General features: G+C 40.7%; 15 protein-coding genes. 3 read left to right on the top strand and 12 right to left on the bottom strand.

The annotated features are described in order from the left end of the window. Positions 1 to 17: 17 nt before the first annotated feature. From ACGTNH_RS04245 to ACGTNH_RS04225, 5 genes are read right to left on the bottom strand one after another with little or no spacing between them, the layout of a single operon-like run. Positions 18 to 905: an NAD(P)-dependent oxidoreductase gene (locus ACGTNH_RS04245; RefSeq protein ID WP_394585206.1), complete on the bottom strand. Its 888-nt coding sequence runs from the start codon at positions 903 to 905 to the stop codon at positions 18 to 20. 59 nt (positions 906 to 964) lie between these two features. Next, positions 965 to 1,516 carry a Fe-S-containing hydro-lyase gene (locus ACGTNH_RS04240; RefSeq protein WP_394585205.1) on the bottom strand — a complete coding sequence of 184 codons (552 nt, stop codon included), beginning with the start codon at positions 1,514 to 1,516 and terminating at the stop codon, positions 965 to 967. 27 nt (positions 1,517 to 1,543) lie between these two features. Continuing rightward, positions 1,544 to 2,896 (bottom strand): MmgE/PrpD family protein, encoded by a 1,353-nt coding sequence (locus ACGTNH_RS04235; protein WP_394585204.1) that lies wholly within the window; start codon positions 2,894 to 2,896, stop codon positions 1,544 to 1,546. Between the two features lie 36 nt (positions 2,897 to 2,932). Further along, positions 2,933 to 3,730 (bottom strand): enoyl-CoA hydratase/isomerase family protein, encoded by a 798-nt coding sequence (locus ACGTNH_RS04230; RefSeq protein WP_394585203.1) that lies wholly within the window; start codon positions 3,728 to 3,730, stop codon positions 2,933 to 2,935. An 11-nt stretch (positions 3,731 to 3,741) separates the two neighbouring features. Further along, a complete protein-coding gene (locus ACGTNH_RS04225) occupies positions 3,742 to 4,671 on the bottom strand; it encodes a hydroxymethylglutaryl-CoA lyase (protein ID WP_394585201.1) in 930 nt (309 codons plus the stop codon). A gap of 105 nt (positions 4,672 to 4,776) precedes the next feature. Between ACGTNH_RS04225 and ACGTNH_RS04220 the strand changes: the two genes are divergently transcribed. Continuing rightward, positions 4,777 to 5,697, top strand: a complete 921-nt coding sequence (locus ACGTNH_RS04220) for an AEC family transporter (RefSeq protein WP_394585199.1) — start codon at positions 4,777 to 4,779, stop codon at positions 5,695 to 5,697. Positions 5,698 to 5,784: 87 nt separating this feature from the next. Here ACGTNH_RS04220 and pcaC read toward each other — a convergent pair whose 3' ends face one another. From pcaC to ACGTNH_RS04205, 3 genes are all read right to left on the bottom strand, one after another. Further along, entirely contained in the window at positions 5,785 to 6,165 is a 381-nt protein-coding gene (gene pcaC / locus ACGTNH_RS04215) for a 4-carboxymuconolactone decarboxylase (protein WP_394585198.1), read from the bottom strand. A 15-nt stretch (positions 6,166 to 6,180) separates the two neighbouring features. Further along, positions 6,181 to 7,527, bottom strand: a complete 1,347-nt coding sequence (locus ACGTNH_RS04210) for an MmgE/PrpD family protein (protein ID WP_394585197.1) — start codon at positions 7,525 to 7,527, stop codon at positions 6,181 to 6,183. 81 nt (positions 7,528 to 7,608) lie between these two features. Next, positions 7,609 to 8,625 carry a DctP family TRAP transporter solute-binding subunit gene (locus ACGTNH_RS04205; RefSeq protein ID WP_394585195.1) on the bottom strand — a complete coding sequence of 339 codons (1,017 nt, stop codon included), beginning with the start codon at positions 8,623 to 8,625 and terminating at the stop codon, positions 7,609 to 7,611. Between the two features lie 303 nt (positions 8,626 to 8,928). On the opposite strand from ACGTNH_RS04205, the gene ACGTNH_RS04200 reads away from it, so the two are divergent. After that, positions 8,929 to 9,441, top strand: a complete 513-nt coding sequence (locus ACGTNH_RS04200; RefSeq protein WP_394585194.1) for a TRAP transporter small permease — start codon at positions 8,929 to 8,931, stop codon at positions 9,439 to 9,441. Positions 9,442 to 9,489: 48 nt separating this feature from the next. Beyond that, positions 9,490 to 10,761: a TRAP transporter large permease gene (locus ACGTNH_RS04195; protein ID WP_394585192.1), complete on the top strand. Its 1,272-nt coding sequence runs from the start codon at positions 9,490 to 9,492 to the stop codon at positions 10,759 to 10,761. Positions 10,762 to 11,311: 550 nt separating this feature from the next. On the opposite strand, the gene ACGTNH_RS04190 is transcribed toward ACGTNH_RS04195, so the two are convergent. The 4 genes from ACGTNH_RS04190 to dgoD all read right to left on the bottom strand — a co-directional run bounded on the left by ACGTNH_RS04190 (position 11,312) and on the right by dgoD (position 14,367). Then, entirely contained in the window at positions 11,312 to 11,521 is a 210-nt protein-coding gene (locus tag ACGTNH_RS04190) for a helix-turn-helix transcriptional regulator (protein WP_394585191.1), read from the bottom strand. A gap of 4 nt (positions 11,522 to 11,525) precedes the next feature. Continuing rightward, positions 11,526 to 12,056, bottom strand: coding sequence for a DUF6773 family protein (locus tag ACGTNH_RS04185; RefSeq protein WP_394585190.1), 531 nt, complete (start codon positions 12,054 to 12,056; stop codon positions 11,526 to 11,528). Between the two features lie 170 nt (positions 12,057 to 12,226). Continuing rightward, on the bottom strand, positions 12,227 to 13,204 hold the full coding sequence (locus ACGTNH_RS04180; protein WP_394585189.1) for a 2-hydroxyacid dehydrogenase: 978 nt from the start codon (positions 13,202 to 13,204) through the stop codon (positions 12,227 to 12,229). A gap of 14 nt (positions 13,205 to 13,218) precedes the next feature. Next, on the bottom strand, positions 13,219 to 14,367 hold the full coding sequence (gene dgoD / locus ACGTNH_RS04175; protein WP_394585188.1) for a galactonate dehydratase: 1,149 nt from the start codon (positions 14,365 to 14,367) through the stop codon (positions 13,219 to 13,221). Positions 14,368 to 14,377: the final 10 nt, after the last annotated feature.

Raw genomic sequence — 14,377 nt, 5'->3', positions numbered from 1 at the left:
CTTTCATCTCCTTAAAACTATCCTTTGATTTCAATGTCTATCATTTCTTCTATATGCTGAATAATTTCAGTATGGTCCCTGGGTCCTCTGCCTTTAGACCACGCTTGTTTCCATAGCTGATAGCTGGCCCCCGTGATCATCATCGGTACCTTCTCTTCCTCAGCCATACCTAATGCAATCTTCAAATCTTTCACCATCAAATCTAAAGTGAACCCTACTTCAAAATCACGTGTTAATACTTGGTTTGGTAATTTGTATTCACTAGAAAAGCTTCTTCCGGTGCTCGAATTAACGACATCCAACATCCGGTTAGGATCCAGTCCTAATTTAACCCCAAGGGCTATGGCTTCTCCTGTTGCTGCAAGTGTAGTTGCAGATATCAAATTATTTAATGCCTTCATCGTATGGCCGCTGCCAACTTCTCCTACGTGGGTAATATTTTCTCCTATACTTTGTAATAACGGATAGACCTCCTGAACGTCTTGTGTCTTTCCACCCACCATAATCGCCAGAGAACCGTTTTCTGCTTTTTGAATCCCTCCACTCACCGGCGCATCTATCATTCTCAGGTGATTAGTTGTCATTATATCATTCAACTCTTTTGTTACAGAAGGTTCAGAGGAAGTCATTTCGATGAGAAGACTTTTTTCCGTTAGACGATTAAGTAAGCCTTTTTCACCTAATAAGGTTTCCTTAACAATAGAAACATTCGGGAGAATCGTAATGATATATTGGAATTCTTCGGCTAATTCGCCGGGAGTAGAAAAAGACTTTCCCCCCATATCCACGAGTTGTCTTACAGTTGTTTCATTTACATCAAATAAGCCCACTTCAAAACCTTCTGTTAATAACCTTTTAGCGATTCTCCCTCCCATGTTTCCTAACCCAATGATACCGACTCTCATAGTTTACTTCCTCTCTGAATGTATTTTTCATCCCTGTGTCAGAGATGAAAGCTTTTGAATTAATCCTTCTTATATTGAGCCACCCCATCAGCATATAAATCGCCCCCGTAACCATCATTAATTACAACTGCCGGAAACTCCTCGATTTCCAGCTTTCGAATAGCTTCTGTTCCTAAATCTTCATACGCTATGACCTCAGAGGATTTAATAGAACGTGCGATTAATGCAGCTGCCCCTCCAACTGCTCCGAAGTATATGGCTTTGTTCTTTATTATTGATTCTTTAACTTCTTCACTGCGATAACCTTTTCCAATCATTCCTTTTAAGCCTTTTTCCAGTAACAGTGGTGTAAAGGCATCCATTCGACCACTTGTTGTAGGTCCTGCTGAACCGATCACTTCTCCAGGTTTTGTAGGAGTAGGGCCAACATAATAAATGACTTGATTGTTCAAATCGACTGGTAATGGGATTCCCTTCTTTTCTTCTTCTACCATTCGTTTATGAGCTGCATCACGAGCTGTATAAACAACTCCGGATAATAACACTCGATCGCCAGCCTTTAATGAAGCGAGCTCCTTTTCCTCAATGGGCAGTTGAACGTGAATAGCCAATAGTCTTCCTCCCTCATTAAAATATTCTTAAACGGGCTGCTTCAATAGTTGCATCACGTCTGCTATATTCTCTTCTAGTTCTACATTCATAATTTTGTCCGTTAGATGTTCTCTAGTTTCTAAAGGTAATTGATAAGACAAAGAATGAAACTTCTCAATTAATTCTTCGGTGGAGACCGGGTTTTCAGGATCTCCCTTCGGAAAATCTGTTCCGCTTTGAATAGAACGCCCATCTGTAAAGGTGATTGTTACCTCAGCTCCCCATTTTTCTGGATACTCACCCGTAATTAATGGATCAGAGTGAAGCGTCACTGTTTTCATAAGCTCACGTATTTCCTCATCCCACAAACTTGTTTCATTAAAATCATGAATCCCGGCCTGTTTTTTTGATAGAGCTAAAGCGGTGCAGTACTGCAGGCTGAATTTAGATGCGTAAATGGTGTCCGGGGACGGATCATCTGTAATATCAATAGCTGTTTGATACGTACGCACATCCACAGCTTCAATTTTTTCAATAGGGATAGGATTTGAATCAGCCATCTCCATAAGAATATCAATCGCATGATGGGTATGGCGGCAGGAAGCATGAACTTTGAATGAGTTCTCCAAGATCTTGAATTCATCCCCCAGGTTCTCGGTTATTTTATGTGCCTTAGGATCAGTACTCATTGACTTAAAAAACCCTCTATTTCCCTCAAGAATCTTTTGCGCGCCAGTAAAACCTTTTTGCGCAAGCAGAGAAGCCATCGTTCCGTTCATAGCAGCTTTACCAGGGTGCAGTTGTTTTGTCATAGCTCCGTCTTCAATAAATTCCCATAAGCCAGCAGCCTGGGTTCCTGCATTCCCTAAAGCAGCCACTATTTGCTTCTCATTTAAGCCGATGAGTTTCGCAGTCGCTATAGCAGCTCCAAATGTTCCGCATGTTGCCGTGTTATGCCAATAGTAATAGTGAGATGGAGACACCGCTTCCCCAATCCTATAGCAAACTTCATATCCAATAACGACCGAAGTAATGAGGTCTTTCCCAGACATTTCTCTCCACTCACTTACGGCTAAAGCGGCTGGTATAACAACGGTAGCAGCATGTATAATAGAAGCTTTATGAATATCATCCAATTCTACGATATGACTGGAAGCTCCATTTATTAGTGCTGCATTTATTACACTGGATTGACCACCCGTAAAAAGTGTAGATTGATTTTCTCCTCCCATTTCCTGCATCATTTCATTGATGATTCGAATGGGTTCTTTATCGGACCCTGCAATAGCTGAACTAAAATAATCCAGTATACAAAGCTTTGTATATTGTCGAACCTCTTCAGGAATATCTTCATAATTCAAGTTGACGCAGTAGTTGGCAATCTCCTTACTTAAGTCCATAACCATCCTCCTTGAAAAAGTGATTGATCTTAAAAACTATTCTCCTTGCCAGAGTGGGTTGCGTTTTTCGTTAAACGCTTTGATGCCTTCCTGTCTGTCTTTAGAATTTGCGCAAGTATAATATTGATCAAGTTCTATCGATAATGCCGTTGTTAAGTCTGTTTCTGTCCCCAAGTTAACAGACTTTTTAAGCGCTTTCAGAGATAATGGAGCATTACGGGCAATTTCTTTAGCGACTTCTAAGGTGTGGGCATATAAATCCTCTTTATTAAATACATCATTGGCAATCCCTGTCTCTAATGCCTGCTGAGAAGATATGTGATTCCCTCTAAATAAAAATTCTTTAGCTTTGTTTACGGAAATCGTTCTCGGAAGCAACTGAGTGCCTCCTACTCCAGGAATGATCCCCAGAGTCACTTCCGGCAATCCCATTTTCGCATCTTCAGAAATATAGCGAAGATCGCAGCTCAGTACCATTTCCATTCCCCCGCCTAATGCAAACCCATTTACCATTGCTATGGTCGGAAATGGAAAATTTCTTAATTGGTCATAGGCCTCTTCAAAACAATCATGCTGCTCCTTCCACTGTTGGTTGCTCATTCCTTTACGTTCTTTTAAGTCAGCTCCTGCACAAAAACTTTTTTCACCCGAACCCGTCAAGATTAGAACGCGAGTATCATTTCTATTTTTTAAAGTTCTTAAGCAGTCAATCAGCTCTTCACTCATCTTAGTATTTAAGGAATTCATCGCTTCCGGACGATTCAGTTCAATTACAACGATACTGTCACTCTTATGTTCTTCTATCACATTGATTGTTTCATAGGGTTTCATCATGATAACCTCCATCACATTTGATTGGGCACAGGGTATTTTCGAATCGACTTGCCAGCTTTTCGTATGTAGCTTGGGGTGTCGTGGTTAAGGATTTCACTTAAAAGCTCGGAAGCAAAGATCAATTGGTCAAGGTCGATATTCGTCTCTATCCCCATCTCGTGGAACATGTGTACCACATCTTCGGTGCACACATTACCTGTGGCTCCTGGTGCAAATGGGCAGCCCCCTAACCCACCTAATGCTGTGTCGAACCTTCGAACACCTGCCTGCAGGCCGGCCATTATATTGGAGAGACCCATGCCTCGCGTATTATGAAAATGCAAGTTAAACGTTTGGTTTGGATAATGATCTACTAAACGAGCCAGTAATTCATAGACTTGCTTTGGATTAGCCATCCCTGTTGTATCAGCTAAGGTAATATTAGCTATATCTAACTCAGATATAACATCCACGATAGATTCAATCCGCTCTGCTGGTATAACTCCTTCAAAAGGACAACCGAAGGAAGTAGCTAATGTTACATCGACGTCCATATCATTCCTTTCACAATAATGCTGAAGTGATTTCAATTCCTCCAACGATTCTTCCGTTCGCTTACGAACATTTTGCTGATTATGAGTATCACTGGCTGAGAAAACATAATTCACTTTCTTTACGCCCACACGATTGGCAGCTTCAGTTCCTTTTAAATTGGGTACGAGTCCGATTAAATCGATATGTTTATTTTGACCACTAATCGCGGTATACAACGCGCCGCTATTAGCCATTTGAGGAACTAATTTAGGATGAACAAAAGAGCCGAACTCAAAGCTTTTCACATTAGCCTCCCGCAAGTGATCAAATAATTTCTTTTTACTTTCTACACTGACTACTTGGTTCTCCAGCTGCAGTCCATCCCTTAACACGACTTCATTAATACAAACACTTTCCGGCAGTTTCATGTTAAAACCTCCCGTATATAGAGTACAATCAAAACGTTTATCCAAAATCCAATAATTGTGTTATATTCTGATTATTCTTTATTTTTTGTAGGAAAGGAGAAATATATGGAAATTTTAAATATATTTTTAAATGTTTTATTACCTATTCTCATTTTAATAAGCGTTGGAGCCTTTCTACATCGACAATTTCAGTTTGATTTGAGTACGCTGGCTAAAATCAACATTTATTATTTAATTCCAGGTCTCATCTTTACAAGACTTTATGAAACCGATTTAGCTTGGAATATGTTTGCTGATGTTCTTATTTTCTTTCTGGCTTTAAGTGCAGTTTTGTATTTTGTATCCAAAATGATCAGTAAAATTTTTCGTTTTCATCGTGGAATGCAGCTGGCATTTTCGCATAGTACCATGTTTTTTAACTCTGGAAACTATGGGGTTCCTGTAAACGACCTTGCCTTTAAACAAGATCCTTTTGCCATGGCGATACAGGTCCTGATTTTAACTTTTCAAAATCTATTAGTTTATTCCTATGGAATTATTACGCTCCAAGCAGGCAGTCAAGGCTTCTTCAAATCACTGATTCCTTACTTTAAGATGCCTATTACATATGCTATGGTGCTTGGAATTGGATTGAACGTATTTGATGTTCCACTGCCTGATTTCATTTACACGCCGGGTTCTTATGTTGCTGACGCTTTAATAGGGATAGCTTTATTAACCTTAGGTGCTCAAGTGGTTCAATTGAATTTTTCTAAAAACATGTGGAACGTCTTTTTAAGTATTAGCGTAAGACTCATGGTGGCTCCACTGGCAGCCTATATTATTATTTTCTTTCTGGATGTCAATACCACGACGGCCCAGGCTATGTTTATAGCATCAGCTGCACCAAGTTCTGTTAATAGCGCCATTATAGCCCAGGAATACGAAAACGAACCTTCTTTCGCCTCTCAGGCTGTATTGTTTTCAACCATTTTCAGTGTGCTCACTGTCACTCTTGTCATTTACCTATCAGGCCTACTATTCTAAATAAATGACTGTGTTAAGAATAACCAAAACAGTATGCAATCAGTGGAGTACTGATTCATACTGTTTGGATTATGAATGGGATCGTATTCACTCCTGTTCCATTTCATCAAATACTTGCTGAGCCGTCCTAAAACTATCTATGGCTGCAGGTACTCCACAATAAATCGCCGCTTGTAAAAATACTTCCTGGATATCCTCTTTGGTCAATCCATTATTAATCGCGCCTCTCACATGGAGCTTTAATTCATGAGGGCGGTTTAGTGCAGTGATCATCGCCAGATTCAACATACTTCTCGTCTGTTTAGAAAGCCCTTCTCTTCCCCAAACCTCTCCCCAGCAGTATTCTGTAACAAGCTCCTGCATAGGCATATTAAAATCAGTAGCATTATTTATTGACGCTTCCACATAGTCAGATCCTAGTACACTTTTTCTTGTTTCTAACCCTTTTTCAAATAACTCTTTATTCATAAACAAGCTCCTTTATTATTGAAATCTTTTAGCATCTGTAACATTATTAAGGTTGGTCAGTTCGTTAATAGACTGGAGATTTTCCAAACCTAACAGTTTAGAAACAATAGATTGAATTTGACTGGTCTCCATCACTTCACTAGCTAACTCATTGAATTTATTGATTAAATCCGTTTCTTTCATTGGATTTAACAGGCTTCCCGTTGCATGGTCGACTTTACACTCCATCACTTCACCATTTAAGCGTTCAGCTTTAGCGACGACTTGCTCTTCTTTAATTGTCTCATCAACCTTCACCTGTATTTTTCGTTGCATCTGCTGAATGTTTTGTTGATTTACTTTATCATCGGTGAATTGTTTGAACCCTGCTTCGCCATAGATAAAGGCGGCTGCTGCCGCAAAATAAATACTAAACTTTCCTTCCAGCCCTGTATTTGGATTTCTGTTTCCCGTAAGCTCTAGAACATAAGGGTTTACATTAAGTTCAATAGATTTTAACTCTTCAAAAGGAACTCTTTCTCTAAAATAGATGCAAGCATCAATAGACGGGTGGAGCACAATACCACATGCATAAGGCTTAAAAGTGTTCTTTAATAGTTCCCACTCTTCTCCCCATTTAATATTCACCTTTTCTAAATCATGCTCAGGAGCAAGGACATTGGCAAATCCTCTTTTAGCTTCGAGTATTTCTTGTGATCCGGTAAATCCCTTTTGTGCTAACAAAGCAGATAAGAGTCCAGTTTGAGCTGCTTTACCTGGATGAAGCGGTTTAGACATCGTGCCGAATGAGGCTCGTAACCCGAAGGCCTGCGTACCGGCAATTCCCATGGCATTATTTAGTTCGTCTTCTTCAAGACCAAGTAATAGCCCTGCTGCGATGGCAGCTCCAAACACCCCTGTCGAACTTGTGATGTGCCAGCCCAATTGATAATGCGAAGGATACACAGCGTTACTAATTCTTAATTCAGCTTCGCAGCCAAGAATAAAGGCTTTTAAAACATCCTCCCCGCTGGCCTCTAAGTGTTCTCCCAGTGCAACAACTACTGGAGCAACCGGGCCGCTCGGGTGATGGATAGTGTCTAAATGAGTATCGTCATAATCAAAGATGTGGGAAGCCGTTCCCATGACCAGCGCTGCGGTTGAGATATCACTTTTTTCTTTTCTCCCAAAAATAGTCGCTTGACCGCTGGATGAAAGGTCATTTGATAATTCGATAAGCATGTCAATCGAAGGATGTTCAGCAGTGCCAATAGCTGCACCCAGCCAATTTAACAAGCTCATTTTTCCGTGAATTTTAACATCCTCAGGTATTTGATAAAATGACGTGGATAAACAATTAGCTATTAATTTTTTTGTTATCATGATTCGTTCAACTCCACCCTCCAGTGAAGATGAAGAGTCAACTGGCAGTAGTTAACTCTTCATCTAGAAAACTAGAAGTATTTATTCGCCTGCTTCTCGAGCTGCTTCAATGACATCAGTACCAATGTCGTCTTCATATTCTTCATATACGGGCTCCAGCGTGTCCCGGAACTCTTGAATTTCTTCTTCAGAAAGTTCTTTTATTTCCACTTGCCCACGCTCTTTAATCGTTTCATAGGCTTCTTCATTTAAGCTTTGGGCTTCTGCTCTTGCCACTTCCGTACCTTTTTCTACACCGCCTTCAACAATCTCTTTCGTTTCATCATTCATACCATCCCAAAACTCAGTGTTGGTAAAGATTGCATAGTCAACACGGGTATGATTCATAACTGTCATATAGCTTTGTACTTCATCAAACTTCTTAGATTCTATGTTACTAAAGGTGTTCTCCTGGCCTTCTACTACGCCCTGATCAAGCGCCGTATACAACTCACCAAATGGAATCGATTCAGAGCCTGCTCCCATTGTTGAATATAATGACTCTAATACTTGTCCACCCTGTGTTCTGAACTTCAAGCCTTCAAAGTCATCAGGAGAAGTAATCTCTCTAGCATCATTTGTAATTTGTTTTCCGCCATTCGGCCACATTGATAACCCAAGAACTCCATCGTCCGTCAAACTACTAAGTACTTCTTCTCCTTTTTCCCCATCCCAGAAATTGATGGCTGCTTCGTCATCCGGAAACAAGAATGGTAAGGCAGGTATATTAAACTGTGGATTGTTTCCTACAAATTTAGTTAAATCGGGCGCTATAAATTGAACATTGTTAGAAGCTAAATTTTGATATTCATCTTGATCCCCGAATAAAGAACTGTTCGGGTAGATTTCAAGCTCAATTTTTCCATCAGATTCATCCTCAATGTATTCCTTCATTGCCAGAGCACCCTGATGTTTGGGAGTGTTCTCAGAAACAACGTGGGAAAACTTAATCGTCATTTCCTCTACACCATCTTCATCCGTTCCAGAGGCTCCTTGACCACAAGCCATTAAACTAATAGAGACTACTAAGAACAAACCAAAGACAATTATTTTCTTCATAAGTAAAATTCCTCCCTAATGATTTAATCTAAATCAATAATTTTCTTCTATCCCCCTTCTCGTGAAAAGGCTTACATTTTTCCGGAAAACTTACGCCCCCATTTGAAAATACAATGGTGCATCCTTTGCATCAATGGATTTTGGATACAATACATAAAGTAACACATCACCTGTCAAAATGTAAAGAATACTCAAAATTTTTTGTTTATTGTGAATATTGGGGTTGTTTTGCTGTTTTATATGTATTATGATGGGTTTCAGAAAATTGTATCCAAAATTCAATCTTTCAAGGAGGATATCGAAATGAAAGTTTTGTCATTTATTGAAAACGCTTTCTCAGGATTGTTTTTTCTTGTAGGTATTTCTATCAGCCTTTACTCCGTATTCATGAGATACATAGTTGGAGATTCTCAGAGCTGGGCTACAGAAATTTATACCATGCTGCTTGTTTGGGCGATTTTTATCGGCTTTTCGACGGCGTTAAGAGATAACAAGCACATTGCTATTGATCTCTTGTACGATCGTGCCGGCCCTCTGTTCAGAAAAATCTGTGAAATATTCACTTTAGTGCTTGGCATAGCCTTTAGTATTTTCATCATACAGACGGGCGTCGATATGGTATTAACAGCATACGCTCAAGGAATTAAAACGGTGGACGTCGGTTTCCCAATCTGGGTAAATTATTTAATTATGCCTATTGCTGGGACATTGTTATTCATTCGTTTCTGTGAAAAAGCTTACAAATACTTCATAAAAAAAGAAATCTACACAAAGGAACAACCTGATGAATCAACACCTGTAAGAAAAGTAGAATAAAAAATCAATTTTCTTTGGAAGAATTAAAATATTTGGAGGAGGATGTAAATGGAGACTGGTATCGTATTACTGCTATTGTTTTTCTTCGCGTTTCTTCGCGTACCAATTGCGATCAGCCTTGCTTTATCTAGTATTATCGGACTGTGGTTGGTTGATTTTTCAATTGATACCGTGATTCAGAAAATGTTTACAGGAGTAAACAGTACGACCTTAATGGCTATCCCCGGGTTTGTTTTTGCAGGTTTAATCATGGCGAATGGAGGAATTTCCAAGTATTTAATCAGTTGTATTCAGGCATGGATCGGTCATACAAGAGGTGGTTTATCCGTGGTGACAGTCATAACTTGTATGATATTTGCTGCGATTTCCGGATCAAGTCCGGCTACAGCGGCTGCGATCGGTGCCATCATGATCCCTATGATGGTCAAAGCGGGATATGATAAAAAATATTCGATGGGACTAGTAGCTGCTGCAGGAACATTAGGTATCTTGCTTCCTCCCTCCATCCCTCTCATCCTCTATGGTTCAGTATCAGAGCAATCGACGGGGAGGCTATTTTCTGCAGGTATTTTTCCAGGAGTATTACTAGGCTTAGCCTTGATCATTTATGCTGTATTTGTTGCTTACAGAAAAGGATACGGCGGGCTGACGAAAGTTCCCCTAAGAGAAAGATGGATGCCTACACTCAAGGCTACCTGGGGACTGATTATGCCGATTCTAATTCTGGGATCAATCTATACAGGAATAGTAACTCCGACAGAAGCATCCTTTATTTCAGTCTTATATGCCCTTATCATTTCAGTAGTAGTTTACAGGGAACTCTCCTTTAAAAAATTCCAATCTATTTTAATAGAATCTGTAAATACAACAGCTATGATTTTTTTAATCATTGCCGCTGCGCTAGTATTTGGAATGTTTTTAACTACAGAACAGGTGCCACAGCAATTCGCTTCATGGGTTAGTGATAGTGGATTCAATAAATGGACTTTCTTACTTATCGTGAGTATATTGTTTTTTATCCTTGGTATGTTCCTGGAACCAACCGCGATTATTCTTATCACGCTCCCTATATTTTTACCGATAATTGCTGCACTGGATATCGACGTGATTCATTTTGCGATCATTATGGTAGTAAATATGGAGTTGGGAATGATTACCCCGCCTGTTGGTTTGAACTTATTTGTTGTAAGTGGGATAACTGAGGAAAAAGTTGAAAAGGTTATTAGAGGGGTTATCCCTTTCTTTGCTATATTTGTTGTCGTGCTAATTCTTATTGTGATCTTCCCTGATATTTCACTATATCTTACTGATATTCTTTAGGTCTTAGTTATGAATTAAATGATTTAAAATCACTAAAAGAGCACGAGACAAAACTGAATAAAACATATAATAATCCGAATGATTTTGTAGAAATCAGTTCGGATTATTTATGTTAAAGAGAATTCAAACGATCGCTCCGTCAAAATGCTTCGCTTTCCGTGGGCACGGCCTCAGCTTCCTCAGAAAGCAAAGAGCGCTTTCCTGCGGGATCTTCGCCTCGTGCTATTCCCACAGGAGTCTTCGCATTTTGACTACGCTAATATGGTGTTTATCCAAATTGTTCGTTTTCTCCAGCACAGTAGCCCCTAACCGTGGCCAAAATCCTACCGATATTCATAGAATCTCCTCCCTGAATTATGTATTCATACCATTTCAACATTCCCTCCATTAGTCATTGTAAATATTTCCCTATATTTGTCTGTTCCCCTGAGTAAAGCACTTTGTCCATTGCCTATCAATTTATGAACATTTTAGGGGTATAAATGAAAAAGTTCGCGTTACATACAAAAAGCACCCCAGCTGGGATGCTTTAAAATATTTTTTCCAGCTTTTACTCCTCTTCCTGTTTCACCTTCCAGAACAAATCATCCAACGTTTTATCCAGCGCCCAGCAAATCGACAAACACAACTGCAGCGTTGGATTATATTTGCCAAGTTCAATCAACCCAATCGTCTGCCTTGAAACTCCTACCTTTTTAGCCAGCTCCTGCTGGGAAAGGTCGTGTTCCGCCCGGGCCATTTTCAGCTTTTTATTTTTCATAGAATCACCGCTCATCTTCGTCGTCTTCGTCTATTAGTTCTCGTTCATTCATGCGATCGCTATTATGCTTGGCTATGAGTGATGGTACCACGAACAGGCCTAATAAGATAGGAACGTTAATGATAAGGCTGGTGATCAGGATAAGAAAGAAGTAGAAAATGGTTTCTTGTGTGGTTTCCCCATACCTTAGTGAGTTATTGACTGCAAAAAATAACGAGAGTCCTCCGCCGATCATTAGACTGGTAATAAGGTACTTCGTATTCAGCTTGATTTTACTTGATCGATCGTGCATTTCCACTTCGTCTGTAAAAATGCCTAAGTGCGAAGCCCGGGCAAGATAGTAAATGACGCCTCCAATTAAGATCAGCATTTCAAGCCAGGTGTTGTCTATATAAGCTTCCCTTTGAATGGATTTATAGACGAGAGATCCTGCGCAAATGAGGATGATAACGTGGTAGAGCTCTCGGTAGATTTTGTTTTGTAAAGTGGTAACGCGTTCATCCTGGGGCTTCTTTTTCGTAAAAGAAAAATTCATACGTAGCCTCCTTTCCATATTGAAGGGAAATCAACTTTCCTTCTTATTCCATTATATAATATTAACGTCTTTTTGCAATATATATATTACATTTAGGCATATATTTTTATTAAAAAACAAAAAAAGATGACCCCTGCATCTCACAGAGATCATCCAACCGTTTCATATCATCAAACTAAATGACTCAATTCCTTCACTACATTCTCAGGTTTCCCACCAGTCACACCAGCGACCAGATTTTCCGCGGCTTTCATCGCCATCGCTTCACGGGCATCTGCCGTAGCTGAGCCAATATGAGGCGTTGTGACCACGTTATCCATCGTTAATAATGGGTTGCCCGGGTCCACGGGTTCTGTTTCAAATACGTCTAAGGCAGCGCCGCCAATTTCGTTGGCTTCTAAGGCTTGAATAAGCGCGGGCTCGTCGACTACGTTTCCTCTGGACGGGTTAATGAAGATCGCATCTTTCTTCATCATCTTAAATTCCTTTTCCCCGATTAGGTGATGGGTTTCGTCTGTTAAAGGCACCATCGTCAGCACGAAATCGGATTGCTTAAGAACTTGTTCCATTGTTTTCTTTTCTGCTCCATATTTTTCTTCGGCTTCGGGACGGGGGCTGCGGTTATAATAGAGAACGTTCATGTCAAAGCCGAGACTTGCCCGCTTTGCCACCTCTTCGCCTATTCTGCCCATGCCGATAATGCCCAGTGTGGCATGGTGGACGTCTTTTGATAAGAAAAAGGGATCGTCTAGTTTATTCCATTTTCCTTCTTTTACGTAGCGGTCAAGCTGGCTGATTCTTCTTGCGCTCGATAGCATCAGCCCTAAGATTAAATCAGCTACTGTATCATCAAGGACGTAAGGGGTATGAGTCCCGATGATTTCGTGTTCTGCCATAAGGTCTGTATCCAGGGTTTCGTAGCCGACCGCTATATGACTTACTATTTTTAAGTGAGGCGCGTTTTTGATAAAATCTTTATCGACTTTCGCTTTAGGGATGATTAACCCTTCTACATCCTGGATTTCCTCCAGTAAGACGTCTTTAGGGATATTCTCTTCTCCCCGCCACATCTTGTAATCACAATGCGCAGCGATATAGTTTTCTACTTTTTCTGAAACAGGTTTAGCAATGTAAACTTTCGGCTTCATCCGTTCTCCTCCTTTTACCATTCAGCGATGCTTTGGTCTTTATGTCTCCACACCGGATTTTTCCAATTATGGCCTTCTTCCGCACGCTTACGTACATACTCTTCATCGATTTCGATGCCGAGCCCCGGCCCTTTTGGAAAGGCGACGTGCCCTTCTTTATAATCAAAAACGCTCCGGTCTTTTACATAATCGAGCAGGTCGTTTTCTTTATTATAGTGGATGCCGAGGCTCTGCTCCTGAATAAAGGCATTGTGGGAAGTGGCGTCCACCTGCAGGCAGGCCGCTAAAGCAATCGGACCGAGCGGGCAGTGAGGGGCCATGGCTACGTCATAAGCCTCTGCCATGGATGCAATTTTTTTCACTTCTGTAATGCCTCCGGCGTGTGATAGGTCAGGCTGAATGATATCAACAAACCCTTCGGATAAGAGGTTCTTGAAATCCCACCTGGAATACATTCGTTCGCCAGTAGCGATGGGAATATGTGTGTGGGCAGCAATATCTCTTAGGGCTTCATTATTTTCTGAGAGGACAGGCTCCTCGATAAACATCGGACGGTAAGGTTCCAGCTCTTTAGCAAGCAGTTTAGCCAATGGCTTATGCACTCTGCCGTGAAAGTCGATGCCGATGCCGACGTCAGTTCCTACACTTTCCCGAACACTGGCCACTCTCTCTACGGCTTGGTCGATTTTGCTGTAAGTATCTATATACTGCAGTTCTTCAGTACCATTCATTTTAACGGCTGAGAATCCTGTAGAGACGGCTTCCTTAGCGGCTTTACCCACATCTGCAGGTCTGTCCCCGCCAATCCAGGAGTAGACTTTAATCGAATCGCGGCATGAACCACCCATCAGTTCATAAACCGGGGCGTTGTGATATTTCCCTTTAATGTCCCATAAAGCCTGATCAATTCCTGCAATGGCACTCATTAGAATCGGACCGCCGCGATAGAAACCTGATCGATACATCATGTTCCAATGGTCTTCGATTCGAAGGGGGTCTTTACCGATTAAACTTTCCATCAGCTCTTCGACTGCTGCTTTAACGGTATGGGCTCTTCCTTCAATTACAGGCTCTCCCCATCCTGTGATTCCTTCATCGGTTTCAATTTTTAAAAACAACCATCTTGGCGGTACTTGAAAGAGTTCATAGCTTACAATTTTCATGGTTACATTG

Source organism: Halobacillus sp. B23F22_1 (assembly GCF_043497005.1).
In the GTDB taxonomy this organism is placed as follows: domain Bacteria; phylum Bacillota; class Bacilli; order Bacillales; family Halobacillaceae; genus Halobacillus_A.
Note: the sequence above shows the minus strand (reverse complement) of the source record. Positions and strands in the feature narration are given on the sequence as shown.